The sequence below is a fragment of the Barnesiella propionica genome (assembly GCF_025567045.1).
In the GTDB taxonomy this organism is placed as follows: Bacteria; Bacteroidota; Bacteroidia; order Bacteroidales; family Barnesiellaceae; genus Barnesiella_B; species Barnesiella_B propionica.
In genome coordinates this window covers 115,863-141,643 of sequence record NZ_JAOQJK010000003.1, presented here as the reverse complement: position 1 = coordinate 141,643, position 25,781 = coordinate 115,863, and the positions used below count along the sequence as shown (strand labels likewise).

The window sequence follows — 25,781 nt, the reverse complement described above, 5'->3', positions numbered from 1 at the left end:
ATCCTTACCAAATGTCGGGGTTGAAAAGTCTGGTTTTTGGGATTGTATTGTATATTTGACATGAAAGGTGCTTGGTTTAAATAATTGTTAATGAATAGTTTTACGGTAAATAAGTTATGTCAAGTATAAGAAAGGTTGTTTTGCTGATTATTTTTTTATCAGGTTTGAATGCTGCGTTATGTTATGGCATTACGGCCGGACATTGCGTTATAAAACAAAACCAGGGAAAAAATATATCGCAAAGCTTCGATTATAAGAGTTATAAAACATCGGATGTTACAGATTATATTTACGATGTTGTAGATGAAGATGCCCGCTTTCCCGGAGGGGTGGTTGCTTTATTACAGTATATAAATCGGTCGTTGCGTTATCCTGCTCAGGCGTATGAGGATGGGGTACAAGGGCGTGTTTTGTGTTCTTTCGTTATTGAGAAAGATGGACGTGTATCGGACGTGAGGGTGCTGAGGGGAGTGGAGCCTTCTCTGGATGATGAGGCTGTACGGGTAATTTCAGAAATGCCTCATTGGTCTCCCGGTATTTTACAAGGGCAGGTTGTCCGTAGCAGATATATCATGCCGATAGTTTTTCGTATATAATGTATTTATGTAAATTTTTATATATATAATCGTATTGTATCTGTTGTTTTTTATAAATTTGTATATTATAAAAAGGAAGTTGAATGAAAAAATCGGTGTTGCTTTTATGGATATTGTTTTTTTTACCAGTCTGGGGGCAGGAAAGTAATCCGGGATTCCGTTTTGAAAGAGTGGAAAAGGTTCCTGCAAAAACTTTGCATATATCCAATAAAGGGAATACCGAAGCTCCGGTTTCCGGTCAGGAAACGGAATCTGTAAGGACAAAGCCAAGACGGGGACATTGGATTCTTGGCGGCTCTTTCGGCATGAATTTCGGAGATTATACCACTCTGAATGTATCTCCCCAGGTGGGATATAGCTGGAACAATTTTTTTACTACCGGAGGTGGTGTGAATTACAGTTATTATAGTACCGATTATTATAAATTGCATTATATGGGATTGAATATTTTTGCCAGGGCCCGTGTACTGCAATATATAACGTTCCAAGTACAACCCGAGCTCCAGAGGCGCTGGGGAACCTTGGACGGACAAACTATGAAAAGCGAAATGGTTCCTAGTCTTTTGTTAGGTGCTGGCGGAACTATTCCTGCAGGAAATAACGGAGGAGTTTCTATTATGTTTTATTATGATGTGCTTCAAAGTAAATACACTCCTTATGGCAGTAAGATATTTTATTCGATAGGATATTCGTTCGGATTTTAATTGTGTATTTAATTCAGGTGTCGGTGATTTGATAAAATGAGTTATATTAACTAAATTTGGAACTTGAAACCGTGCGGAATATTTTCGGACGGATATAAAATAGTACCGCAATGAATACAAATACAATACAAAAATATACGGATATTGTAAATAAAGCCTTAAATGAAATTGAATATCCCGCAGAACCTGATGAATTGTATGCTCCTATAAGATATGAATTATCTTTGGGAGGAAAGAGAATACGCCCGGTTATGACTCTTATGGCCTGTGAGATGTTCGGGGTTGATTTTCGCCAGGCGCTGGCTCCGGCTTTAGGTGTAGAGATATTTCATAATTTTACATTATTGCATGACGATGTAATGGATCATGCCGATGTGAGAAGGGGGAAACCGACAGTCCATAAGGTCTGGAATGAAAATGCGGCTATTTTATCGGGTGATGCCATGCAAACGATGGCATTCCGTTATATTTCCAAAGCTCCGGCTTTTTATGTGTCCGAGGTTATTGCTCTTTTCGAGAAAACAGCTATGGAGATATATGAAGGCCAACAGCTCGATATGAATTTCGAATGTCGTGAAGATGTTACGGAAGGGGAGTACTTGAATATGATACGTCTGAAAACAGCTGTTCTGCTCGGTTGTGCATTAAAAATAGGAGCTGTCGTAGCCGGTGCGACGTCTTTCAATTCTGAAAAGTTATACCAGTTCGGCATCCATATAGGGCTCGCTTTTCAGTTACAGGACGATTACCTTGATGTATACGGAGATCCTGCTGTTTTCGGAAAGAACATAGGGGGTGATATCTTGAATAATAAAAAGACTTATATGCTTATACATGCTATGAATCTGGCACAAAATGAGGATCGTACCGAACTTGATAAGTGGCTTTCGGCTGTTGATTATAAACCCGAAGAGAAGATTTCGGCCGTAATTGCTTTGTATAACCGGTTGGGTATAAAAAGACTGTGTGAAGAAAAAATAAATGATTATTATAAACAGGCTATGGATTATCTTTATCAAATAGAAGCGGATGAAAAAGATATGAAGCCGATGATGTCGCTTGCTGCTCAGTTACTGAAAAGAAATCATTAATAATAAGATGCCGTACCGAAGACTCCCCAATACTGATAAAGCACGTATCGCGGCTTTGGAAAAAGCTGTGGAAATGGAATATAAGTATTCGAAATTCGAATTAGCGGCTTCTTATAAGACTTTGAATGAGGCACGGAGTTTCCTTAATAAATTCAAAACGGCATATAGCCGCTATCATTACAGTTATGGCGAACAGATAAAGTATGCAGGTAAATATCAGTCTCTGGTACGTACGGCCCGGCTTTATGTTTCTCATTTTATACAGGTGCTGAATATGGCTATAATCCGTAATGAAATCAAAAAAGAACACAGGGTTTATTATGGCCTTGATATAAATTGTACCACTGTGCCCGATCTACTGAATGAAGCTGATTTGTTATCGTGGGGAGAAAAGATTATCGCCGGAGAAAACCGACGGGTCAGTCAGGGCGGTTCCCCTATTTATACGCCTACTATAGCTAAAGTCGCAGTACATTACGATATATTCAAGGAGGCATATCATTGTCAGCAAGGTTTTCGCCAGAATGCCAGTCGTTCTTTGGCTTTGCTTTCGGCTATGCGCGAGGAAGGAGATGGCATAATCCTCGATATATGGAACCAGGTAGAAACTTATTTCTCTTCTTTGCCTACGGAAATCCGTATGGATAAATGCCGGGAATATGGCATTATATATTATTATCGTACAGGAGAAAAAAAAGCATAATTTTATGATAGATACTCATACTCATATATATCTGGAAGAATTTGATGAAGATCGTTCCGGAGTAGTGCAGCGTGCCCGGGAGGCGGGTGTGACACATCTCGTACTTCCAAATGTAGATATGGAGACTATAGGTTCCATGCATAGAACAAAGTCGCTTTTTCCGACGTTTTGTAGTATGGCGATGGGGCTGCATCCCACTTCGGTAAATGAAGATTACCGTAAAGTGCTTTCATTGATTCGTCAATGGTTCGACAGAGAAAAATATTGTGCAATAGGAGAGATAGGGATGGATCTCTATTGGGATAAAACATTCGTGCGTGAACAGAAACTCGTTTTTGCCGAGCAATGTGAATGGGCGGCAGAGATGGGATTGCCTGTAATTATTCATTGCAGGGATGCTTTTGTCCCGATTATGGAGGTCTTGCGTTCTTTGAAACAAATACCTGCAGGTGTATTCCACAGTTTTACGGGGACGGCCGACCAGGTAAAAATAGTAAGGGAAACGGGCGATTTTTATTTTGGTATTAATGGTATCGTCACGTTTAAAAAAGCGGATTTGGATGATATGGTACGTGAAGTGGGGTTGGATCGTATTGTATTGGAAACAGATGCGCCGTATCTGGCTCCCGTACCATTTCGGGGAAAACGGAACGAACCGTCCTATTTGCCTTTTATGGCTAAAAAGCTGGCGGAGATTTTTGATATCGATATGGCTGAAATAGGACGTAGAACAACGATTAATGCCAGCATGTTGTTCGGTTTATGAAAAAACTTTGCGTAAAGTCGTAATTTTTTTTCGATATACCGAAGAATTATATTATATTTGCACCCGTTTTAGATGATAACCCAATTTTGGAGTGATGCTCGAGTGGTTGAAGAGGCACGCCTGGAAAGCGTGTAAACCCCTAAAGGGTTTCGGGGGTTCGAATCCCCCTCCCTCCGCAAGAATAATCTTTGATTCTAAGCCCGTATAAACTTTTATGCGGGCTTTTTTATTTTCACTTCTGTATAACGGAAAAATAAATTATTAAATATATGGCATATAAGATTGCGTTTTTTGGAACAAAACCTTACGATGAAAAATCATTCAATAAGGTTAATGAGGATTATGGGTTTGAGATAAAGTATTTTAAGGGTCACTTGAATATGAATAATATTGTCTTGACTCAGGGAGCGGATGTCGTGTGCGTATTTGTAAACGATACGGTAGATGCGGATGTGATAAAGGCAATGGCGGAGAATGGAGTGAAATTGTTGGCTTTGAGATGTGCCGGATATAACAATGTTGATCTGGAAGCGGCTAAGGGCAGGCTAACGGTCGTGCGTGTTCCTGCGTATTCTCCGTATGCGGTTGCTGAGTATACGGTAGCTCTTATGCTTTCGTTGAATCGTAAGATTCCTCGTGCGAGCTGGAGAACCCGGGACGGAAACTTTTCGTTGCACGGGCTGATGGGGTTCGATATGCATGGTAAAACAGTGGGGGTGATAGGAACCGGGAAGATCGCTAAAATATTGATAGGCATTCTTCGTGGTTTCGGTATGAAAATACTGGCGTATGATTTATATCCGGATTATAAATTTGCAGAAGAAGCAGGTATGACTTATACTACTTTGGATGAATTATATCATCGGTCGGATATCATTACCCTTCATTGTCCGTTAACGGCAGAGACAAAATATATGATCAATGAGGATTCCATATCCAAAATGAAGGATGGTGTAATGATCGTAAATACCGGTCGGGGGCAACTTATTCACACTAATGCCCTGATAGAAGGGCTGAAAAATAAGAAAGTAGGTTATGCGGGCCTGGATGTATATGAAGAAGAGAACGAATATTTCTATGAAGATAAATCGGACAAGATAATCGATGACGATACTTTGGCCCGTTTGTTATCCTTTAATAATGTAATCGTTACTTCCCACCAGGCTTTTTTTACAAAAGAGGCGTTGCGGAATATCGCGAATACGACACTGCAGAATATAAAAGATTTTGAGGAGGGCAAACCTCTGGTGAATGAGGTAAAGTAATAAATACGGATGAAGGATGAAAAATGGGAATCTGAGGGTTCCCGTTTTTTGTATTGTAAAATTTATGTAATTGTTTAATTACTGATAAATATTTAGTTAATAAATGTCTTGTTTTAATATTTATATGGTAATGTTGTGCAGCATTGTAATAAGAGATGACATCTTTTAATTTATAGGAATTACTAAACAAATAGAGTATATTTGTAGTTGTTCGTTGAGAAGGTATTGTTATAATAAAATTAATGGATATGAAAAAGATAGTATTTGTAATAGTCGGACTTGTGCTCTTTTTTGCCGGTTCGTTTGCAATTACCCAAATGGCTTCCCCGGGTATGAAAAAAATGACGACGGATAATGATGTCCGTAATACTATCCTGGAAAAGCCGGAAACATCTTTGAAGGCGGCCGATGCCGAATTGAAAACTGCTTTAGAAGAAAAAGATGCTCCGGTTGTAATTGACGCTTTAATTCGACGTACGGTATCGCAGATGTTGATATCGCGCGATAGTTTTCCTTCCTTGCTGAGCAGTATAGATAAAGTAGCCAGATCCAGTAAAAATCCGGTGGAGCGTAGTGTCTTGTTTTCTATGCTGAGCGAATTATATTCTGAATATTATAATGCTAATAAATTTACCATTGGGAATCGTCCTGGCGTGGTAGGTGAGGTATCTGGTGATATGAATGAATGGAGTGGCAATATATTTGCCGATACTATTTTGTATTATAATTCGCTTTCCTTACAACCTGTTCATGATCTGCAAAGTACTCCGGTGGAAGATTATAAAATGATATTGAGGCCTGTTTATGAATCATCTGTATTTTATCCTACTATGTACGATTTTATTGCGATGAGAGCTGTCGATATATATGAAGATATTTCTTCACTGGTAATGAAATATGAAAAGCAACAATCTGTTGAGGAGAAGTTTTTATGGCTGCCGGCCGATGAATTTGTCAAACAGGAATTTCCATCGGGAGAGGAACAAACAGAAGGCCGTATATTGAGAATTTATCAGGAACTGCTTCGTTTTCATGGTAACGATAAATTATCGGCTTCGTATATTATGAGCGATTTAAATCGTTTGTCATATGTTTCTTCTCTATCGTATGAGCCGAAAAATTATGAGAAAGCTCTGGAACAATTACTGGAGGTGACCTCCGATTCTCCTTATTCTTGTGAAATTGTAGCGGCTCTTGTAAAACAATACCGATATAATGAGGGAGAAAAGGAAATCCGTTTGAAGAAAGCTTTGGACTTATGTAACCGATATATTCTCCGTTTTCCTCATTATGAGAGAATTGATTGTCTGAAAGAAGAGAGGAAACAATTGTTATCCAGTTATGTAAGAGTATCAATACCAAATACCGTATATCCGGGTAAAAGTGCTACTTTTAAAATTTCATATAAAAATGTACCGGATGCTATGTTGAGTATATATCGTTATCCGGAATCTTTCCCTCGTCTTAATTATTCTTTGAAAGCAAAAAAATTAGGGGGAGTGAAACCATTGTTTGTTCAAAAGGTGAGCTGGGATAATGAACATCCGTTAATTGCTCAGGACACAAGTGTTTATTTGCCTCCATTGAATCCTGGAATATACGCGTTAAAGGTGCAATGCGGAGATTCGGTACAAATACGTCCAATAGTTGTGTCGCGTTTGATGGCTGTTTTCAGGAATATCGACGGAATAGGTAATTTATATGTAACCGACTCGAAAACCGGGTGTCCTCTTTCGGGTGTTAAAGTTCAGCTATATTCAAAAGTCAGCAACTCAGAGGATAATGTACCTGTGACAACACTCAGAACCGATAAAAACGGAATGGTGGCTATTACCAATAACAAGTGTGTGGCTTATCAGCTCTCTTTAAAAGAAGATTTCTTATCACCTATACAGCATATTTATCTTTATAAAGAAAAATATATTGATTCAAAGAATGTAACGGTGTCCTTATTTACGGATCGTTCTGTCTATCGTCCCGGACAAACCGTATATTATTCGGCGATAGTCTGGTCTGCTTCGGAAAAAGTTCGGAAAGTTTTTCCGGAAAAAAAATATAAAGTCAATTTTTATAATGCTTCCGGTTTATTAATTTCTTCTTCGGAAAAAGAAACTGATGAATTCGGTTCATTTTCCGGTTCATTTTTCGTACCGAAGGATGTTATGAATGGAGTATTCAGTATTGAAGTCGAAAATAAAGCTTCGAAAGGTATTCGCGTTGCACAATATAAACGTCCTCAATTTCAAATATCGTTCGATCCTGTGAAAGAATTATATGCATTTGGGAGGAAAGTCACTTTAAAAGGAAATGTTAAAAGCTATTCCGGAGCTGCGATTGCCAATTCTAAATTAACTTATACGATTACCCGCAAACCAAACTGGTGGTATCGTTTTTATATATATGACAGAACTGATGACCAGGTTGCCAATGGCACTTTGAATACTTCGGAAGATGGTGGCTTTTCCATTTCATTTGTACCGGAAAAAGGCAAAGCCAGTATTGTGAGTACGAACGTGGCTTATAATTATGAAGTGAATGTTTCGGTGACTTCGGCTTCCGGAGAGACACAGGATGCGGTCTATACAATACCGGTTGGCGATACGCCTTTAATTGTGAATGTAGGGATAAATGGCAATATAGATAAAGATATACCTGTTTTTTTCGATGTCAAATTATTGAATCTTTCGGGACAACCTGTGTACAGGAATTGTAAGTATGTTTTATATACATTGTATGATAAACCGTTTAAGACGGGTGAGGATTCCGGAGAACCGCTTGATAGCTTAAAGGTTAAAATGCAGATTGCAGAAGGAGACTTCGATATGCAAAATAAACCTGAGGTAATGAATTGGGAAAATTTGCCATCCGGTCCTTATAAACTGGTGGTGATGACAAAGGATGATAACGGACGTATCGTAACAGGTGAATCCCGTTTTGTGCTATATAGTAAAAAGGATAAAAAGCCTGCATTATTTTCATATTTGTGGGTTCCAGAAACGAATATGTCTGTAAAGGAAGGAGAGGAAGCTCAGGTCATTTTTGGATCGTCTTGTAAAGATGCTTATCTTATTTATGAGATATATGACGGTATGAGACTGGTGACGCGAAGGCTTGTCAATCTTAGTGATAAGAATCAGAAACTATCTATTCCATATAAGAGAGAATATGGTCCTGAGCTTTCTGTTTATGTGATGATGGTAAAAAATGGAAAGCTTTATGACCGAATGATGCGAATAAAACGAGAGACACCAAGCGATAAATTAATAATAAGTACTACAACTTTCCGCGATAAATTAATGCCGGGTGCTGTTGAAAAATGGTCGTTCAGTGTAAAAGATGGTGAAGGAAATCCTGTTTCAGCACAATTTATGGCTGAGATGTATGATGCTTCATTGAATGCGATTTCTCCCCATAATTGGAGTTTTATTCCTGTTCCCGTATCGAAGCAATTGTGGTTCTATCCCCGATACCCTTATAATAACATAAGCTGGCTGAATCTTTTTTATAATAACGATACGGCTGTTTATTCGTGTACGGCAATTAGACCGGTATGGTTAAATATGTATGATATATCATTGTTTCAAAATTATTATGAGGCTTTATCGGGTAGAGTAGCGGGCTTTTCATCACAGACTGTAAGGAAACAAAATGTAATGGAAAGTGCCGACATTGCTGACTTTAAAGAAGTCGCGTCGGATAATTCAGAAACCATGCAAAAGGTTATGGAACCTTCTGTTTATCGTCAAAATATGAATGAAACGGCTTTTTTCTATCCTCAATTGCGTACCGATTCGACAGGTATCGTATCTTTTGAATTTACGGTGCCTGAATCTAATACCGAATGGGATTTTATGGCGTTGGCATTTACAAAGGACCTGCAGTATGGGAATTATAAAAATACCGCGGTCTCCAGTAAGCCGCTAATGGTAGCTCCTAATATGCCGAGATTTGTTCGGCAGGGAGATGAAGTGAGCATCGGTAATTATGTGCAGAATATATCGGAGAATGTGATGGAAGGAAAGGTAACCTTCGAGTTATTCGATCCTTATTCCGAAAAAATACTTTTGACGACTTCGGAATCGTTTATATTGAAAGCGAATGAATCGAAAAATGTAAATTTCAATTTTTCCGCACCTGAAAATGTCGAATTGCTCGGATATCGGGTAAAAGCGGTTACTCCTCTTTATTCCGACGGAGAACAGCAATTATTGCCCGTATTACCTTCCCGTATCCTAATAACGGAATCCCAGCCTTTCTATATAGATGGAGGTGATAAAAATACAGTAATTACGGTGCCGGGTATGGTAGGGAAAATGAAATCGGCATCTTTACAAAATTATCGTCTGACATTAGAATATTGCGATAATCCGGTGTGGTATGTCGTTCAGGCATTACCTGCTCTTACCCAGCCGGAAAGCGATAATGCAATATCTGTTATGGCTTCTTATTTTACCAATACGGTAGCAGAGGGTATCGTACGGGCTAATCCACGTATCGAGACGGCTATTAAATCATGGAAAGCCTCTCCTGATAAGGGTACGCTTACTTCTATGCTTGACAAAAATGAAGAGCTTAAAAATATTTTGCTGAGCGAAACACCGTGGGTTCTGGATGCTACGACTGCAACCGCCCGCATGCAGCAGTTATCCACACTTCTTGACCGCAATCGTATCCGTGCTTTACAGAGCTCGGCTATACGGAAGTTGCGGATATTACAATCGCATGAAGGTGGTTGGAGTTGGTTTAAAGGGATGAATTCCAGTGTTTTTATTACACTAAATGTACTGGACGGATTCTCACGTTTGTCACGAATGAATATGGCTGAATATGGAAACGAGGTGAAGCAGATGCAGATCCAGGCTCTCAATTACGTAGATAATAAAATGGTAGAACAACAAAAAGGCCGCCGGGAGAAATTACCTCTTACTTACGATCAAATTTGTTACCTTTATGTCAGGAGTCAGTACCGGGATATACCTTTGGCCGGGGATATATTAGATGTACATAAACAGATGATGGATCGTTTGGTCCATGATTGGAAGAACTATTCATTGACAGAAAAGGCTTATACGGCCATGGCATTATATAATTACGGATTTAAGAACGATGCTCTTCAAGTGGTGAGTTCCTTACGTGAATATGCGACTACTACGACTAAGATGGGTATGTTTTGGCAAAATAACCGGTCGTCTTATTTTTATAAGAATGGAGCGGTGCAAATGAATTGTGCGATATATGATGCCTTTAACTATATTTCGCCGGTGAAGGAAGAGCTGGATAATATGCGCCGATGGTTGTTAATGCAGAAACAAACCCAGGAATGGGGGACTGTGCCTGCAACAATGGACGCTATATATTTTCTGTTGAAGAGCGGGACAGATTGGTTACAGTCCGATAAGGAGGCAACTACTATCAAGTGGGGTGGAAAACCATTGGATATGGAGGAACCGGAGATTCTTACGGGCTATGAAAAATATGTAAAAACTACTTCTCAGATAACGCCTGCAGATGCTACGGTAGAAATAAAGACCAGCCATAGCCAACCTTCCTGGGGTGCTATATATTGGCAATATTTTGACAATATAAAGAACATTACTAAGAGCGCAGGTTCTGACTTGGCGGTAACGAAGCGGTTGTTCGTTAATCGTATTACCGAGACGGGCAGTATTTCGGTTCCTATAAATCAGACAGGATTACACGTGGGTGACAGGGTAATCGTTCAGTTAACGGTAGTTTGCTCCCGGGATATGGATTATGTTTGTCTGAAAGACCAGAGAGCTGCCTGTTTGGAACCCGTCGAACAGCTATCTGCTTATCAATATGATCAAAGGGTAGGTTATTATAAGGAGGTAAAAGATGCTTCGGTCAATTATTTCTTTGATTTTTTGCCTAAGGGAACTTATGTATTCAGCTATATGACCGATGTAGAGCGAGCGGGTGAATATGAAAATGGAATATCTTCAATACAATGCCTTTACGCTCCGCAAATAAAGGCTAATACCCAGGGAGGAGAAATTATAGTAAAGTAAGAGTTTAATATTTTCAGGATTGCCCGAATTTATTGTATATCAATAAATTCGGGCAATTTGTCGTATATAATCTCTGTTTGGAATAATTATAATTGATATAATATATATTATATCAAAATATTTCAATGTAAAGTTTAATTTCTTAAAAAATATATATATCTTTGTTCAGGATAATTTAGAAATCTGGGAATACATTAAAAAACATAGAATATATGATCGATCGAAAGGTAGTACATCTGCTGGTAGGAGCTATGTGTGCAGGTGCAGTTCTGTTTTTATCTCAATCCTGTGATAATAACTACGATAAGGAAATATCAAAGGAAGTGACGGTAGGTAAAGGTTTGTCCATTCCTATAGGAAAAACCGACTCTATTAAATTAAGTCGTCTTTTGGAAACCGACGACGTGTTAACAACAATAGGGGATCAATATGCCATTTCGAAAAAAGATAAGGTAGAAGCGAATGTTCCTGCCATAGATGGGGTAGCTATAGATTATGAAAATCCTGATATCGAACCTATCGAGTTTGAATTTAAGGGAAATAAAGATATAGCTGATGTGAGGTTGGATGAACAGAGTTCTGTTATAGATATGGCTACCGAATTAGGTGAACTTACAGTTGCTCCGCAGCAAATTGATCAACGTGACAATATTGATGTGGGCAGTTCTACTATTCCTTCCGGGGTATTACCCTTGTTTGTATCGGGACAGGCTGACGTAGAGTTCAGTTTTAGTATTCCAAGTCAGGTAAAAAAACTTCAACAGGTAAATTTTGGAAAAGATGCCAAAGGAGATTTGATAACGTTTTCTTTTGAAGCTAATAAATTAGCTGATCTGGAGAATTACAATGCTTCCATCAGTAGTTTTACGGCAACATTTCCTACAGGAACAGTGCTGACTACAGCCGGAGAAGGTTCGGTTTCCGGTACAGTTTTCAGCGCTAATAATATTACGATAGATAAAGATGGGCAATTAAAGGTTTCGGTATATTTGAAATCCTTGAAAGGAAATTTTGAGAATGGAAAATATAATGATAAGATTTTATATACGGCCCATTTGAGTATATCAAGTAATGGCGGTTCTATAAGCGGAGGAAACGGTCCGGCTTTTCATACCAGTGCAAACCTTGTTTTCAGAAATGCAGATGTAATTATAAATGAGATTCATAGTGATCTGGCAGAAGCGAATATCAATATAAATGTTAATGTAGAGGGAATACCCCAAGATATTAAAACGATTAATGATGTTATGTTTAAAGAGAGCTATCTTACATTAAAAATGGAAGATCCTCAATTGGCAGCCAATTATAATGTCGATAATTTGGTAATTACTTTCCCCGATCGCTATACGTTTAGTCCTACTTTGCCGGGTAATCAGCTCAAAATAACTTTATCAGAATTGATAAATGGGCACAAATTGAAACTGGCGAAAGTCGATTTATCCAGAGAAACGATTAATGACAACCGTGTTATAGTTTTGAGAGACCAGGTAACGACGAGTCCCTCAACTATAGTATTTCATGCCGATCAGGTTGTAAACTCTACAGTATTAGATGATATAAGAAATAAAAATATAAAATTTCTTGTTCCCGCTACTATGTTTGAAGTAAGTGATGTCGATGTGATTTTTGGCACATTATCTGCGGATATTGAGAATACTACTAAAGCAAATGTACACCAATCCGTACCTAATGACTTGGTTCGTATTGACCGTGTACATCTGAAAAGACCGGTATTGGCCTGGTTAAAACTGGATATTCCTAACTGGCCTGCAGGCCTGCAGGACGTATTTTTCAGAAAAATGAAAATCTCGTTCCCTAAAGTGCTGGAATTTGAAGCGGATAAGGATATAGACAAAAATAATGTATTGACCATCGATAATCAAAGTTTCTCGAAAAATCGTCCTTTTGAAAAAGTCCTGACTATAAAGTCGCTGGTAAATGTTCCTTTGAAGAAAGAAGGTAATGAACAGTTTGTCGATATCAATGAAGATATTGTCGTAAAAGGGGAGCTTTATTCCAATGATGTTCAGGCAAGCAGCGGCATGGGAACGATAAATTTCAGGCCCGTATTTGATATAACCGATAAACTGGAGATCGCTTCTATCGATGGTGGTGTCGATCCTGAGATAAATATAGACCCGCAAGATATTGATCTGGGATCTATCCCCGATTTTTTGAAGAAACCGAATACCAATCTTGACGTGCAAAATATAGTGCTGGATTTGAACGTGGATAATCCTGTCGAAGTTCCTATTGCTACTAATATTACTTTACAGTCGATTGATGAATCTGGTAATCCTATGCTGACCAAACCTATTTCAATTCCTATAATTATCCAGCCAGCGGATGCCAGCGGAAATGTCATTACGAAGATTTTGGTCACGAATAAGAAACACGATGTGGTTTCCGACGGATATCAGGAAGTGGTAGTCGACAATCTTACCGACTTGCTTAATCGTGTACCTACATCCATTAAACTGGTCGCAGAGAATACGCATGCTGTACAAAAAGACGAAGCATCCCAAAATTATGTACATAAGATAGCTCTTGAGAAAGAGTACAAGATGAGTATCGATTATGATATCCGTGTACCGTTTGAATTCGGTGATAAGCTTCATATCGAATATACCGATTCTATATCCGATCTTCAGAGTGACCTGGAAGATATTATAGACGGCATACGTTCTCTTGAAGTTATAGGAGAAGCCGATAATAGTGTTCCTTTGAATCTTGAGTTGAATATTGTTCCTTGCGATACGGATGGCAAAGAACTGGAAGGAGTTCTGGTAAACGGCCCGTTCCATGTTGCAGCCGGAAATATGGATGGTTCCATTAAAACTTCTAATTTGGATATAAGGATTAAGGAAAGCAAGGAAGGTGCATTATCCAAATTGGATAAACTTATGTTGGTGATAAAGGGTAATTCGGGACATACCGAAGGTGCCGTAGCGCTGAAACCGGAGCAATTTGTTCAGGTAAGAATGAAAGCTCGTGTACCTGAAGGAGTTACGGTTACGATAGAATGAGACAAGAAAAACAAGAAGTAAAATAAAGATAGATACTAATATTATATGAAAAAAATAGCAAAGATCGGATGTATATCCGTATGCATGATTTGCGGAGCTTTAGCCGGTATGGCCCAGACACTGCATTCTTCTTATTTCCTTGAAAATATGCCTTATCGACATCAGCTTAATCCGGCGTTTATGAGTCCGTCGGGATATGTGGGATTTCCTGTATTAGGTAATTTTAATATTATGTTGAATTCGAATGTCGGTTTCGGAACGTTCTTATACCCTCGTGGAAATGAACTGGCTACATTCCTGCATAGTTCTGTAGGTACAAAGGAGTTTTTAGGAAAACTGAATACGAATAACAGTATAGAAGCTGCTTTTGATGTGGCTCTTATCAGTTTTGGTTTTAATGCCTGGGGCGGTTCGAATACATTTAGTATAAGTGCTAAAGGGTATTCTGCGACGAATGTTCCTTACGATTTGCTGGCTTTTTTGAAGCAAGGACAGGAGAATAATCCTAATCAGATATACAGTATAAAAAATTTACGGGAACAGATTTCAGCTTACGGCGAGATCGCATTAGGGCATGCCCGTCCTATTAATGACCGCCTGAATGTAGGAGCAAAAGTAAAAATCCTTTTGGGGCTTGGTTACGCCGATATGAATATAGACCGTATGGATATACGCATGTCGCAGGATCGCTGGATGATAACCAACCGGGGGTATTTCAATACATCGAAAGGTCTCAGATTCAATTATACCGAAAATAATGAGATAGATTTTGATAATGAACCGTTCGACGAATATAAAATAGGACTGGACGGTGCAGGGTTCGGTTTAGACTTGGGTGCTACTTATCGTTTACTGGATAATCTTACTTTATCGGCTTCGTTGCTGGATATAGGTTTTATTTCCTGGAGTAATGCTACCGAGATGAATGCTACCCCGGAACCTTTCGTCTTTGATGGTTTCCAGCATATAGGTGCCGAAGATAAAGACAATGGCGATAATGCATTTGATGATGAGAAAGATAGATTGGAAGATGATTTGAAAGCGTTATATAAATTCCGCAAAAAAGGAGAAGGAAGTCAGACTAAATCATTGAGGACTACTATGAACATAGCAGCCGAATACGGATTATTGAATAATAAAATATCTTTCGGTCTTTTGTCTTCTACCCGTTTTGGTGCGCCTAGCGTCTGGACCGAGGTTATGGCTTCAGCCAATTTCCGTCCGTCTAAATGGTTTCACGCGGCAGTGAACGGTTCGTTATCCAATAAGGGGCATTCTTTCGGCGTTTTGCTTAATTTGTGTCCTAAAGGATTCAATTTCTTTATAGGAAGCGATTATATTGTAACGAAATATGCTCCTTCCCGTTATTATTTTATTCCTATCAACCAGGCAAAATTTAATGTAAACTTTGGTATAAATTTTACATTCGGGCATAAATACCGTGATTGAATATCGGTATTATTTCTACAGAGATCCCCTGCAACAATTGTTTTCGGTTGCAGGGGATTTTTGTACATCCGTATTTTATATTCTGAATCATTAGTGCGCACTTTAAATTAAATATTGTTCTTTAAGATCTTTGATAATCGTATAGCTCTGTATCTTTTTTGAGTGTGATGGCTTGAATTGAAAAGTTGTTTTAGCTTTGTCCAAAAATTAAAACAATAATCAAGGAAAAGATATCTTCGCTTAACTTACAAATTTTCTTCCCTGTCGTATCTTTGATCGCTTGGTAGAGGCGTATCCGGAGAATAAGAAAATCAAAATGCTTGTTGGAATTGCAGTACATGATCTTGGGACAACTAACAGCCGGTGACAGTATACGTGATCTTAGGCTCAGTCTTGAAGTATACAAGAACAATTTCTATAACTTGGGACTTAGCTCAACAGTCACTCGTACCAATCTGGGGGAAGTAAACCGGAATAGAGATTATCGTATTTATGAAGGACTTGCCTATAACTTTATTGCGAAAGTTCGTATTAGCTACTATAAAAATTATTTAGATGTGAAAGCAGACGCTAATGTTTATGCCTTTGATTTTTCCACCATAGACTTTTGTCTGAATGTTTTTTTGTGGGAGGAATTTAGAAAACACAAAGAAGGTATTGAACTTCATACACTGTATGAGTAAAGGCTTTCATACCGGAATCGTATTGATAATCCATGTTAAAGTACATGACGTAAACATACTGGATGAGTTGAGCTATGAAAAAGGGAAGCTTCTATATCATGTATAAAGGATACGTTGACTTCTCTCGTTTGCATAAGCTTCATAGCAGCTTCGTTGCATGTGCAAAAATAAGATGAGATTCCGTAGAATGTATTCCCAATCAAGTCGATAAAACAACCGAGTGAAATGTGACCAGATTGGAATACTGGAAACGTATAAATCACTCAGGGCATATCCGGACAAGTTCCGGCGGATTGAAAGTTTTGTCCGGGTTGAATTGATACTTTCTATATATAAAAAAGTAAGCTGCCTATCAACCGCTTTCTCCAAGTTGATAGTTGTTTTCTTTGGGAAGAAGCGGTATGCCTGCAATTCCACTTAATAAGTTTACGACAAAGTTATAGGAAGCTCTGTGCCTTGAAGACTCAATTTGTGCAATATTCATTAGTTCATTATTAATGGTTTCAATGATAGCTCTTTTTATCAATAATACTCTGTCTGAAATACCCATTAATGCTTCTTTTATTTTACTTTTAAGCTTTGTGATTAATTGAATTCCATCGATGTATTAATGCTTCATACATCTGTAACCCGAAACATGGAACGTAATGTGTATTGTCACGACCTCTGTGGATATCTTTGGAGTACGATAATAACGACGTTTATTTGACGGACTAACTGTAGATAATGAGTATCCTTGTTTCAAGAAGTCAAAAAATTCAAAGAAATCATCTGCCAAACAATAAATTTCAGTAATTTTGTTATCGGTAAAAGGATTGTAAATGTTATAATTGGACACTACACTATAAATTTACTACTTTTATTGCTATTTATCAATGAACCGGATGTGTGAATTTTTTAAACTAATATTAAAATAGTAAGCTTGTAAGAGGAAAAATATATCTTTGCTTGACGATGTAAATAGCGATTTACTTCAATGTGAAATAGCAATTGGAAGCGTTGTGTTTTATTCTTGTTTCTGAAAACCTGAGAAATTTTGAGAACATACAAGAATGGCGCAGTGGTTTCTCACGTATATGCGTGGGGTCTACTGTCTGTTTTGTATGTTCGGGTTTTCTCAGGACCTTCGGAAACAAAATAGCATGTAGTTCCACGCTTTAATCGAAGTGCGATTTGTATCAATCTGATATGTAGTCATTATATATCTTCTCTTATAGATTTGATACCATATAGTTCCCATAAAAGATATAATATTCAAAAATAATCGTTCCTAATTTAGGGTAAAAATAGAGTTTATCATCCCCCTAAAGAGTAGATGTCATAAACTTGAGTGGCTAAAATTGATGTTTTAGTCACTTTTTTGTACTTTTTCCGCAATATATAACCTGTTAAATCAAATATATTCCTAAACAATTGCTATCTTTGTAGTCATATTGGATAGATATACGAATATGGAACGTAAATTACTGAACCGAATCAAAGTCGTTCTCGCAGAGAAAAATAAAAGCAATAAATGGCTCTCGGAACAATTGGATAAAGATCCTGCCATAATCTCCAAATGGGTTACCAATACAACACAGCCCAATGTTGAGACGCTAATTCAAATATCCAAAGTTTTGGGTGTAACTGTGGATGACTTATTGAGGACGGAATAATAGACTTTATGGGAGCAGCCAAATTATATAAATATCTTGATTTTACTGGTGGATTGATGATGCTACATTATAGTAATCTTCAATTTACCAATGCTACGCAGTTGAACGATCCATTTGATTGCCATCCATCGTTAATTGATTTCTCCAATGTTCCGAAAGAAGCGTGTGGAGGATGGACTCCGGAAATAATCGAAGAATTGAGAAGAGATCCATTTCGTAGAACCAGAGAAGAGGTGTGGATATATAGCCTTTCCAAAATATATGATTCAATCTTGATGTGGAGCTATTATAGCAAGCATAAAGGTATCTGCATCGGTTTGGATATGGAGAAAGTTAGAAAATATCTTTCTCGCATGTATGGCGGAATCATGATTGGTTGTTCTGAGGTGGAGGTGCAATACAAGGATATTGTAGAGAAGCCTGATTATTTCAAGGATGCAAAAGATTTTTTCCATTATCAGTTATCCACAAAGGCAAAGGCTTGGGAGCATGAACAAGAGGTCAGGTTATTTATTTTAGACCCTAGTCCCACATATATGGCATTATTACCGGGCCAGAATGATGATAAAGGTCCGATTGATTGGAAGGAAGTACGAGCTTTTTCTAAAATCGGAGGAGAATGTTTTGAGTCTGTCTATTTGGGAATCAATATGAGTACAGATGAGAAATCAAAAATAATAAGCGGTGCACGAAAGTTAAATCCTAACATTAAGATTTATCAAATGGGAATTGATGCAAATGCTTTTAAGTTGAATACTGAATTGATTAAATAGTAAAATGGCTAAGAAACAGAATAAACCGGTAAAGGAAGAGACCCTTGAAACGATACTTTTCAACTGTCGTAACAGTCTGCGTGGGCGTGCAGCCATGACAGATAAACGCGACTTGCTGTTGACCCTTGTATTCCTGAAATTCATAGGAGAACGGTTCAAACAGCAAAAGGAGAAAATCAGGCATGAAATAGTAGAAGTGCAGGGCATTAATGATACGGATTTCATTGAACTGCAACTTTCGCGCCCCAACCAATATATGCAGGACGGCGTGTTTTTCCTGACAGATGAAACATTTTGGGATAAGTTGATTCTTACCTCGCCAACTGGTATGGCTATCGCTTTCGATACGGCTATAAAGGCTTTGGACGACAACGAACCTAAATTGAAAAATGCTCTTCCGCAGCAGATTTTCACGAAAACAGCCCTTGAACCGGGAGTTTTGAAAAGCGTAGTGGATGAAATAAACAAGATAGATCCCCAAAAATTTAATGACCACGACCTCATAGGACGTGTATATGAGTATTTCTTACAGGCTTTTTCCATCAACGCAGACAAAGAGGAAGGAGAATTTTATACGCCACATTCTATCGTAGAGCTTATCGCCTCTCTTATTGAACCTTTTGATGGGACGGTCTATGACCCTTGCTGTGGTTCCGGAGGTATGTTTGTTCAGGCTGCAAAGTTCATAGAGGCTCACGGCGGAAACACGAAAGCTGTTAATGTGTATGGTCAGGAATCAGAACCGGCAACCTATCGCCTTGCAAAGATGAATCTGGCTATCCGAGGCATCTCTTACCATTTGGGTGATAGAGCCGTCTCCACTTTCTCCGATGACCAGCATAAGGAACTCAAGTTTGATTACATCATGGCTAATCCGCCGTTCAATTTAAAAAAATATGCCGAATACGGAGGTTTTGAGACTGATCCTCGTTGGAAAGGTTATGGAGTTCCTCCTACCAGCAATGCCAACTATGCGTGGATTCTGCATATCCTTAATAAGTTAAATGTCGGTCGTGGAGTAGCAGGATTCCTGCTTGCCAATGGCGCTTTGGATGATAGCGATACACAGGAAATACGTAAACAGCTAATTGAAAGCGACAAAGTAGAAGCCATTATCGTTTTGCCGCGAAACATGTTCTATTCTACCGATATATCCGTCACCCTTTGGATTTTGAACAATAACAAGAAAGGCGGTCCATGGCATGGCAGACAAATTCGCAACCGTACAGGTGAAATTCTTTTCATTGACTTGCGGACATGGAACAATAACATATACGAAAAGAAATACGTTCGCTTGTCGGAAACAGAAATAGACAGAGTGCGTCAAATATACCTCGATTGGCAAACCGAGAATTTTGCAGAGTATGCAGAGCCGGAATTATACTATGCTGCACATCGTAACGAAATTCAAGAAAAGGGATATTCTCTCGTGCCATCCAGATACATTGAATTTATAGACCGTGATACGGAAATAGACTATAAGTCTGCCCTTTCCGAAATGAGTTGTAAATTTGATGAATTGAAGAAAAGATGGGATGCAAACGAGACGGAACTTATAAACGCTTTCAAAGTTTTAGGTTATGGAAAAGAATAAGCTGCAACATGGTATGACAACTGATAAACTGGTTTCTGATATTCGGAGTATCATCGAGCAAGGCCGTCAACAGGCATATGCGGCAGCTAATCGGATTGCTGTACTTACCTATTGGCACATTGGGCGGCGAATAGTGGAAGAAGAACAGTATGGAGAAGTTCGTGCGCAGTATGGCACCCGGTTGATTAAAACATTGGCAGAACAGCTGATGCCTAAATACGGCAATACGTTCAGCAAGCGAAATCTGGATTACTTTCGCCAATTTTACCTGTGTTTTAATGATTTGGAGATTGTGAACACGCGTGTTCACAATCTGACATGGTCGCACTTCCGCTCGATTATACAGGTTGCAGACTCTAAGGCCAGAGAGTGGTATGTAAAAGAGGCATCGAAACAGATGTGGAGTGTAAGGACACTCAATCGAAACATCGGTACACAATACTATGGCCGCCGTATGGCTTGTGTAAGGGAAGGGCTGGCATTGCCATCCCCCGATATTGAAGCCAATGATCCATTGGAGTATATAAAGAGTCCGGTGGTTGCCGAGTTTTTAGGCTTCCGCAAGGAGAGCAAATATGACGAGAGCGAGTTGGAGCAAGCCTTAATAGATCATCTGCAACAATTTATCATGGAATTGGGGCGCGGTTTCGCTTTTGTCGACAGGCAGAAACATATATCAACAGACACAGGCGATTTTTACATTGACCTCGTGTTCTATAACATCAAGCTCAAACGTTATGTGCTGTTTGAATTGAAAACACATCCTCTGACGCACGCAGATGTGGGGCAATTGGATATGTATGTACGAATGTATGACGACCTTGTAAAAGATGAGAATGATGACCCGACAATAGGTATACTGCTCTGTACCGAGACCGACAAGGTAATGGCAAAATACTCTGTCCTTAACGGTGGCGAGCAACTTTTTGCAGCCAAATATATGGCCTATATGCCAACGGAAGAAGAGTTGAGCAGGGAGATAGAACAGCAAAAACGTTTCTTCTTGGAACAACACGGAATGGAGGAGTGATATGGGAGCGAGTAATGTAAAATGGGTTCGGCTGGGAGATTATATCGAACAGTGTGATGAGAGAAATACATCTCTGAAATATGGCACTTCAGATGTTATGGGAATGACTATAACAAAGGAGGTTATTTCAACTAAAGCTAATCTAGATGGAAATGATTTGTCAAAATTCAAAATAGTTGCTCCTGATGAGTTTATCTTTAATCCAAGGACTCATGGAAAACGAATAGGATTAGGGTTGAATAACACCAATAAAGCGTTTCTGATAAGTTGGAATAATATAGCGTTTAAGATTGTTCGAAAAGAAAAATTGTTACCAATTTATCTATATCTTTATTTTAATAGAGATGAATGGGATAGATATGCCTGCTTTAATTCATGGGGGTCTTCTACAGAAGTCTTTACATGGATTGAATTGTGTAGAATGATGATACCTCTACCGTCTCCTGACGAACAACAGAAAGTGGTGAATGTATGGAAAGCATTTAGAGAGATCAAAGAACAAAACGAGGCTAAGGCGGCTCCGCTTATGCAAGTCTGCCAAAGCTATATTCAAAAGGCGAAAAAGAATAATGCAGATAAATATCGCATTGGTAATGCCATAAAAGTTGTAGATGCGACAAACAAAGAAGGCTATCCCTATGATGTTTTGGGATTGAATAACAATAAAGTATTTATGCCGACAATCGCCTCAATGGATACTATAAATACAAACAAATATAAGGTTATAAAAAAAGGGGAGTTTGCATTTAGTGGTATGCAGACTGGTAGGGATAAATGTATTCGTATAGCATTATATGATAAAGATTTTCCTGCTCTAATATCGCCTGCATATACAACTTTTACTCTCGATGAAAATGAACCAATTCTTCCAGAGTATTTTATGATGATATTCAAAAATCCGGAAATGGATAGATTAGGCTGGTTTTACAGCGATTCAAGTGTAAGAGCAAATTTAGATTGGAATAGGTTTATTGACATTGAAATACCGAAACTTTCTATTGAACTGCAACGTGCAATCGTCAATATCTATAACTGCGCAAATGAATCGAAGCAGATAGCAGAGGAAGCAGACAGGTCTTCTCGTGAGGTGTGCCCAGCATTGCTTCAATATGTCATACATTCTTAAATAGCAGCGATTATGGCAAACAAAGGGAAATATTATGAAAGTCAATTCGAGGAAGCAACTATCGAGATTTTCCGCGAAGCACATTGGCAATATACATTTGGTGATGACATTCACAGGAAATATACCGACCCGCTTATCGAAGAGGATTTAAGGAATTTTCTCGCCGTTCAATACAAAGACAAGAATTTAACCACCTCAGAGGTAGACAGTATCGTTGCTAACCTGCGCAATACTGGCGGACAGAATGCCTATTACGCTCTCCGGAATGCCTTTTTGCTCTATCGTGACGGTTATGACTTTGCATATAGCGACGGTCGGGATAATCCGTTTCGTCTGGAATATATCGACTTCGAACATCCAGACCATAATATTTTCCGTTGTGTCAATCAGTTTGTTATGGAACAAGGTCGTGAGAACCGTCGCCCTGACATTATGCTTTTTGTAAACGGCATACCCGTCTGCATTATCGAATTGAAAAATCCGACCAAGCAGGATGCCACCATACGCGATGCCCATACACAGATTTGCACACGCTATATGCGGGATATTCCGGCATTGCTGAAATATTGCGCATTGGCAGTCATCAGTGATGGTGCAAAAAACGCTTTGGGTACGACATACACGCCATTTGAATTTTTCTACGAATGGAAAAAGATTGAAAATGAGGACAAAGCCGGAAAGGGACTTGACACACTTCGTACACTTATTCGCGGAGCACTTTCTCCAGAACGCATAATGGAGATATTACAGGATTATGTCTATTTTCCCGATCCTACAAAAGAAGACGACACGACTGAAATCGTATGCCGTTATCCGCAGTTCTTTGCTACACGCAAACTGCGGGACCATATCCTGAATCATTTGCGTTCTGTTGGAGGTGATGGTAAAGGCGGTACATATTTCGGAGCCACAGGGTGTGGAAAAACATATACCATGCTGTTCCTTGCCCGCCAATTGGCTTTGCGATGCAGAAAGCAACTGGGTAGCCCTACTATTCTCATCATAGTAGACAGGGAGGATTTGGAGACACAGACCGGGAAACTATTCTGCCGTTCGAAACAATATCTTGAAGACGAAGCTGTAAAAGTCTTTGAAACAAGAAAGGAACTTGCAGAAGAGATGAGTATGCGCAAGACTGGCGGGGTCTATATTACCACGATTCAGAAATTCGCAGAGACTACAGGATTGCTGACAGAACGTTCCAATGTCATTTGCCTAAGTGATGAAGCGCATCGCTCCCAAAACAATATAGGTTCTAAACTATCCATCCAAACCGAAGGAGAAGCCGACAAGATAGGAGCGAAAATCACATACGGCTTTGCCAAATATCTGCGGGATGCATTGCCGAACGCTACATATGTAGGTTTTACAGGAACACCCATTGACGAAACTGTACATGTATTTGGGAAGGTTGTAGATCAATATACGATGAAGGAGTCGGAGGATGACGGCATCACTGTCCCAATCAAATATGATCCTCGATTAGCTCGTGTATTCCTCAATAAAGAACAGGCAGAGAAAGTAGAAGAGTATTATCGCCTATGTGCAGACGAAGGGGCAACGCCGGAGGATATTGCCAAGAGCAAGGCCGCCATGTCAAGTATGGAGGTGATTATCGGTGATGAAGATGTCCTGCATCGTGTTGCCAAAGACATTATCGAAGATTATAAGCGTCGGACTGAGGCAACAGATCGTCTGCAAAAGGCTATGATAACTTGTGCCGACCGCAAAATAGCATTTAGGTTGTATAAAATCATGCGAGAGATGCAGACTGACTGGTTTGAGAAGAAAAAAGCATTGAATGAACTTATATTGACTGCAGACGAAAAGGAAAAACTCAGCGACATCGCTTTTGTCAATATGGTCATGACCAGAGATAAGGATGATGAAAAGGAACTTTACAATCTTCTTGGAGACAAGGAATATCGTAAATTCCTTGATACTGAGTTCAAATCGGAAAAATCAAATTTTCATATCTCCATCAATGTGGATATGTGGATTACTGGATTCGATGTGCCTTGCCTGACGATGCTCTACAACTACAAACCGTTATCGAAACATACGCTCATTCAGACCATTTCTCGTGTAAACCGTAAATTCGGCACAAAAGAGTATGGCTTTATCATCGACTACATCGGCATTCGCGAAGAGATGAAAAAAGCCATGAAAAAATATGGCGGTGAAGTCGGACCTCGGGAAGATTTGGAGGTTGCACATGAAGTGTTGCAGAACGAACTGCAACTTTTGCAAGAGCGATTGTTAGGATTGGTATTTGACCGTTTTTTCGAGAACAATGACCTTGCCCGACTTCAGTTTATTCAGGAAGCGGCGGAATATATCCTTGCCAACAGTGTTGAACGGAAAGGAGAGGTTTCCTTCCTCAAACTTTTCAAAGAACATGTCAAACGCCTGCGCTCTGCTTATAATATCTGTAACCCAGCCGGCATTCTGACAGATGAAGAAGTAACATGGAGCCAATGCTTCATGGGTATCAGCTCATACGTGAACAAAATGACCACCACAGAGCATGATACGGAAAGCATGAACAGGCACGTGGAACAGATGGTTCAGGAGGCAATTCTTGCAAGCGGTGTGGAACGAGTAATGAATGAAGGTGTTGAAGAAAATATTTTCAGCGACTCATTTGCTAAAGAGGTCGATGAAATAAAAATGCCGTTCACCAAGTTCCAGATTCTTTGTAAACTTGTCTCGAAAGCTATCAGAGCATACAGCAGGACAAACAAGATACAGGCCGAACACTTCCAGAAAATGCTTGAAGATACGATAGATGCCTATAATACACGCGATAAGTTGACATTTACCAACGAAGTGACACAGAATGTGGTGAATGATGTATGTGACATTGTTTCATACAAAATCAATGGACTGTCGAACAAGTTAATTAACATTCTGAAAGAGCTAAAAGCAGACAGCGAGAAATTCAAGGTTTTGGGTATCACTTTCGAAGAGAAAGCATTTTTTGATGTCCTTGTAGAAGTTCGTGACAAGCATAACTTTGAGTATGCGGATGATCGCTGTATAGAATTGGCTAAGAAAATCAAAACCCTGATAGATGATACAGCCATCTATGCCGATTGGCTAAACAATGACAATCTCAAAAGTAAACTCGCCAGTCAACTTACCTATCTTCTCTATAAAGAGGGTTATCCTCCTCAATGGGACGAAGAAGTGTTCCAGAAAGTATTGGAGCAGGTAGAGAATTATAAGAAACATGAATAAAAGAACATTTAAAGTATTTATATTCCTAAATGAAACTAGCATATGAGTTTA

Annotated in this window: 16 protein-coding genes, 1 tRNA gene and 1 pseudogene; 17 read left to right on the top strand and 1 reads right to left on the bottom strand. The window is 39.0% G+C overall.

Annotated features, from left to right (window positions below; translation table 11 throughout):
• Nucleotides 1-116: 116 nt before the first annotated feature.
• The 11 genes from OCV73_RS05280 to OCV73_RS05230 all read left to right on the top strand — a co-directional run bounded on the left by OCV73_RS05280 (nucleotide 117) and on the right by OCV73_RS05230 (nucleotide 16,312).
• Nucleotides 117-596 (top strand): energy transducer TonB, encoded by a 480-nt coding sequence (locus OCV73_RS05280; RefSeq protein ID WP_147549981.1) that lies wholly within the window; start codon nucleotides 117-119, stop codon nucleotides 594-596.
• Between the two features lie 83 nt (nucleotides 597-679).
• Nucleotides 680-1,300, top strand: a complete 621-nt coding sequence (locus OCV73_RS05275; RefSeq protein ID WP_147549978.1) for a hypothetical protein — start codon at nucleotides 680-682, stop codon at nucleotides 1,298-1,300.
• Between the two features lie 110 nt (nucleotides 1,301-1,410).
• A complete protein-coding gene (locus tag OCV73_RS05270; RefSeq protein WP_147549975.1) occupies nucleotides 1,411-2,391 on the top strand; it encodes a polyprenyl synthetase family protein in 981 nt (326 codons plus the stop codon).
• A gap of 7 nt (nucleotides 2,392-2,398) precedes the next feature.
• A complete protein-coding gene (locus tag OCV73_RS05265; RefSeq protein WP_147549972.1) occupies nucleotides 2,399-3,094 on the top strand; it encodes a hypothetical protein in 696 nt (231 codons plus the stop codon).
• Complete coding sequence (locus tag OCV73_RS05260) at nucleotides 3,051-3,860, top strand: TatD family hydrolase (protein WP_262512879.1); 810 nt, start codon at nucleotides 3,051-3,053, stop codon at nucleotides 3,858-3,860. Before OCV73_RS05265 ends, OCV73_RS05260 begins: the two co-directional genes overlap by 44 nt.
• An 88-nt stretch (nucleotides 3,861-3,948) precedes the next feature.
• Nucleotides 3,949-4,036, top strand: a tRNA-Ser gene (locus OCV73_RS05255).
• 93 nt (nucleotides 4,037-4,129) lie between these two features.
• On the top strand, nucleotides 4,130-5,125 hold the full coding sequence (locus tag OCV73_RS05250; protein WP_147549969.1) for a 2-hydroxyacid dehydrogenase: 996 nt from the start codon (nucleotides 4,130-4,132) through the stop codon (nucleotides 5,123-5,125).
• Nucleotides 5,126-5,373: 248 nt separating this feature from the next.
• Complete coding sequence (locus OCV73_RS05245) at nucleotides 5,374-11,154, top strand: alpha-2-macroglobulin family protein (RefSeq protein ID WP_167551212.1); 5,781 nt, start codon at nucleotides 5,374-5,376, stop codon at nucleotides 11,152-11,154.
• Between the two features lie 212 nt (nucleotides 11,155-11,366).
• Nucleotides 11,367-14,180, top strand: coding sequence for a hypothetical protein (locus OCV73_RS05240; protein WP_147549963.1), 2,814 nt, complete (start codon nucleotides 11,367-11,369; stop codon nucleotides 14,178-14,180).
• Between the two features lie 45 nt (nucleotides 14,181-14,225).
• On the top strand, nucleotides 14,226-15,629 hold the full coding sequence (locus tag OCV73_RS05235; protein WP_147549960.1) for a DUF5723 family protein: 1,404 nt from the start codon (nucleotides 14,226-14,228) through the stop codon (nucleotides 15,627-15,629).
• 338 nt (nucleotides 15,630-15,967) lie between these two features.
• Nucleotides 15,968-16,312, top strand: coding sequence for a hypothetical protein (locus OCV73_RS05230; protein ID WP_262512878.1), 345 nt, complete (start codon nucleotides 15,968-15,970; stop codon nucleotides 16,310-16,312).
• A gap of 339 nt (nucleotides 16,313-16,651) precedes the next feature.
• Here OCV73_RS05230 and OCV73_RS14535 read toward each other — a convergent pair.
• Nucleotides 16,652-16,919: pseudogene (locus tag OCV73_RS14535) on the bottom strand (transposase); the annotation flags it as partial.
• Between the two features lie 844 nt (nucleotides 16,920-17,763).
• On the opposite strand from OCV73_RS14535, the gene OCV73_RS05220 reads away from it, so the two are divergent.
• From OCV73_RS05220 to OCV73_RS05195, 6 genes are read left to right on the top strand one after another with little or no spacing between them, the layout of a single operon-like run.
• A complete protein-coding gene (locus OCV73_RS05220) occupies nucleotides 17,764-17,967 on the top strand; it encodes a helix-turn-helix transcriptional regulator (RefSeq protein WP_117710914.1) in 204 nt (67 codons plus the stop codon).
• An 8-nt stretch (nucleotides 17,968-17,975) separates the two neighbouring features.
• The gene (locus tag OCV73_RS05215; protein WP_262512877.1) at nucleotides 17,976-18,740 is read left to right on the top strand and encodes a DUF2971 domain-containing protein; all 765 of its coding nucleotides are present in this window, start codon (nucleotides 17,976-17,978) and stop codon (nucleotides 18,738-18,740) included.
• 4 nt (nucleotides 18,741-18,744) lie between these two features.
• Nucleotides 18,745-20,334, top strand: coding sequence for a class I SAM-dependent DNA methyltransferase (locus OCV73_RS05210; protein ID WP_147549954.1), 1,590 nt, complete (start codon nucleotides 18,745-18,747; stop codon nucleotides 20,332-20,334).
• Entirely contained in the window at nucleotides 20,321-21,364 is a 1,044-nt protein-coding gene (locus tag OCV73_RS05205) for a PDDEXK nuclease domain-containing protein (RefSeq protein ID WP_147549951.1), read from the top strand. The genes OCV73_RS05210 and OCV73_RS05205 overlap by 14 nt, the downstream gene beginning before the upstream one ends.
• Before the next feature lies 1 nt (nucleotide 21,365).
• Nucleotides 21,366-22,490: a restriction endonuclease subunit S domain-containing protein gene (locus OCV73_RS05200; protein WP_262512876.1), complete on the top strand. Its 1,125-nt coding sequence runs from the start codon at nucleotides 21,366-21,368 to the stop codon at nucleotides 22,488-22,490.
• A gap of 12 nt (nucleotides 22,491-22,502) precedes the next feature.
• The gene (locus OCV73_RS05195) at nucleotides 22,503-25,730 is read left to right on the top strand and encodes a type I restriction endonuclease subunit R (protein WP_147549948.1); all 3,228 of its coding nucleotides are present in this window, start codon (nucleotides 22,503-22,505) and stop codon (nucleotides 25,728-25,730) included.
• Nucleotides 25,731-25,781: the final 51 nt, after the last annotated feature.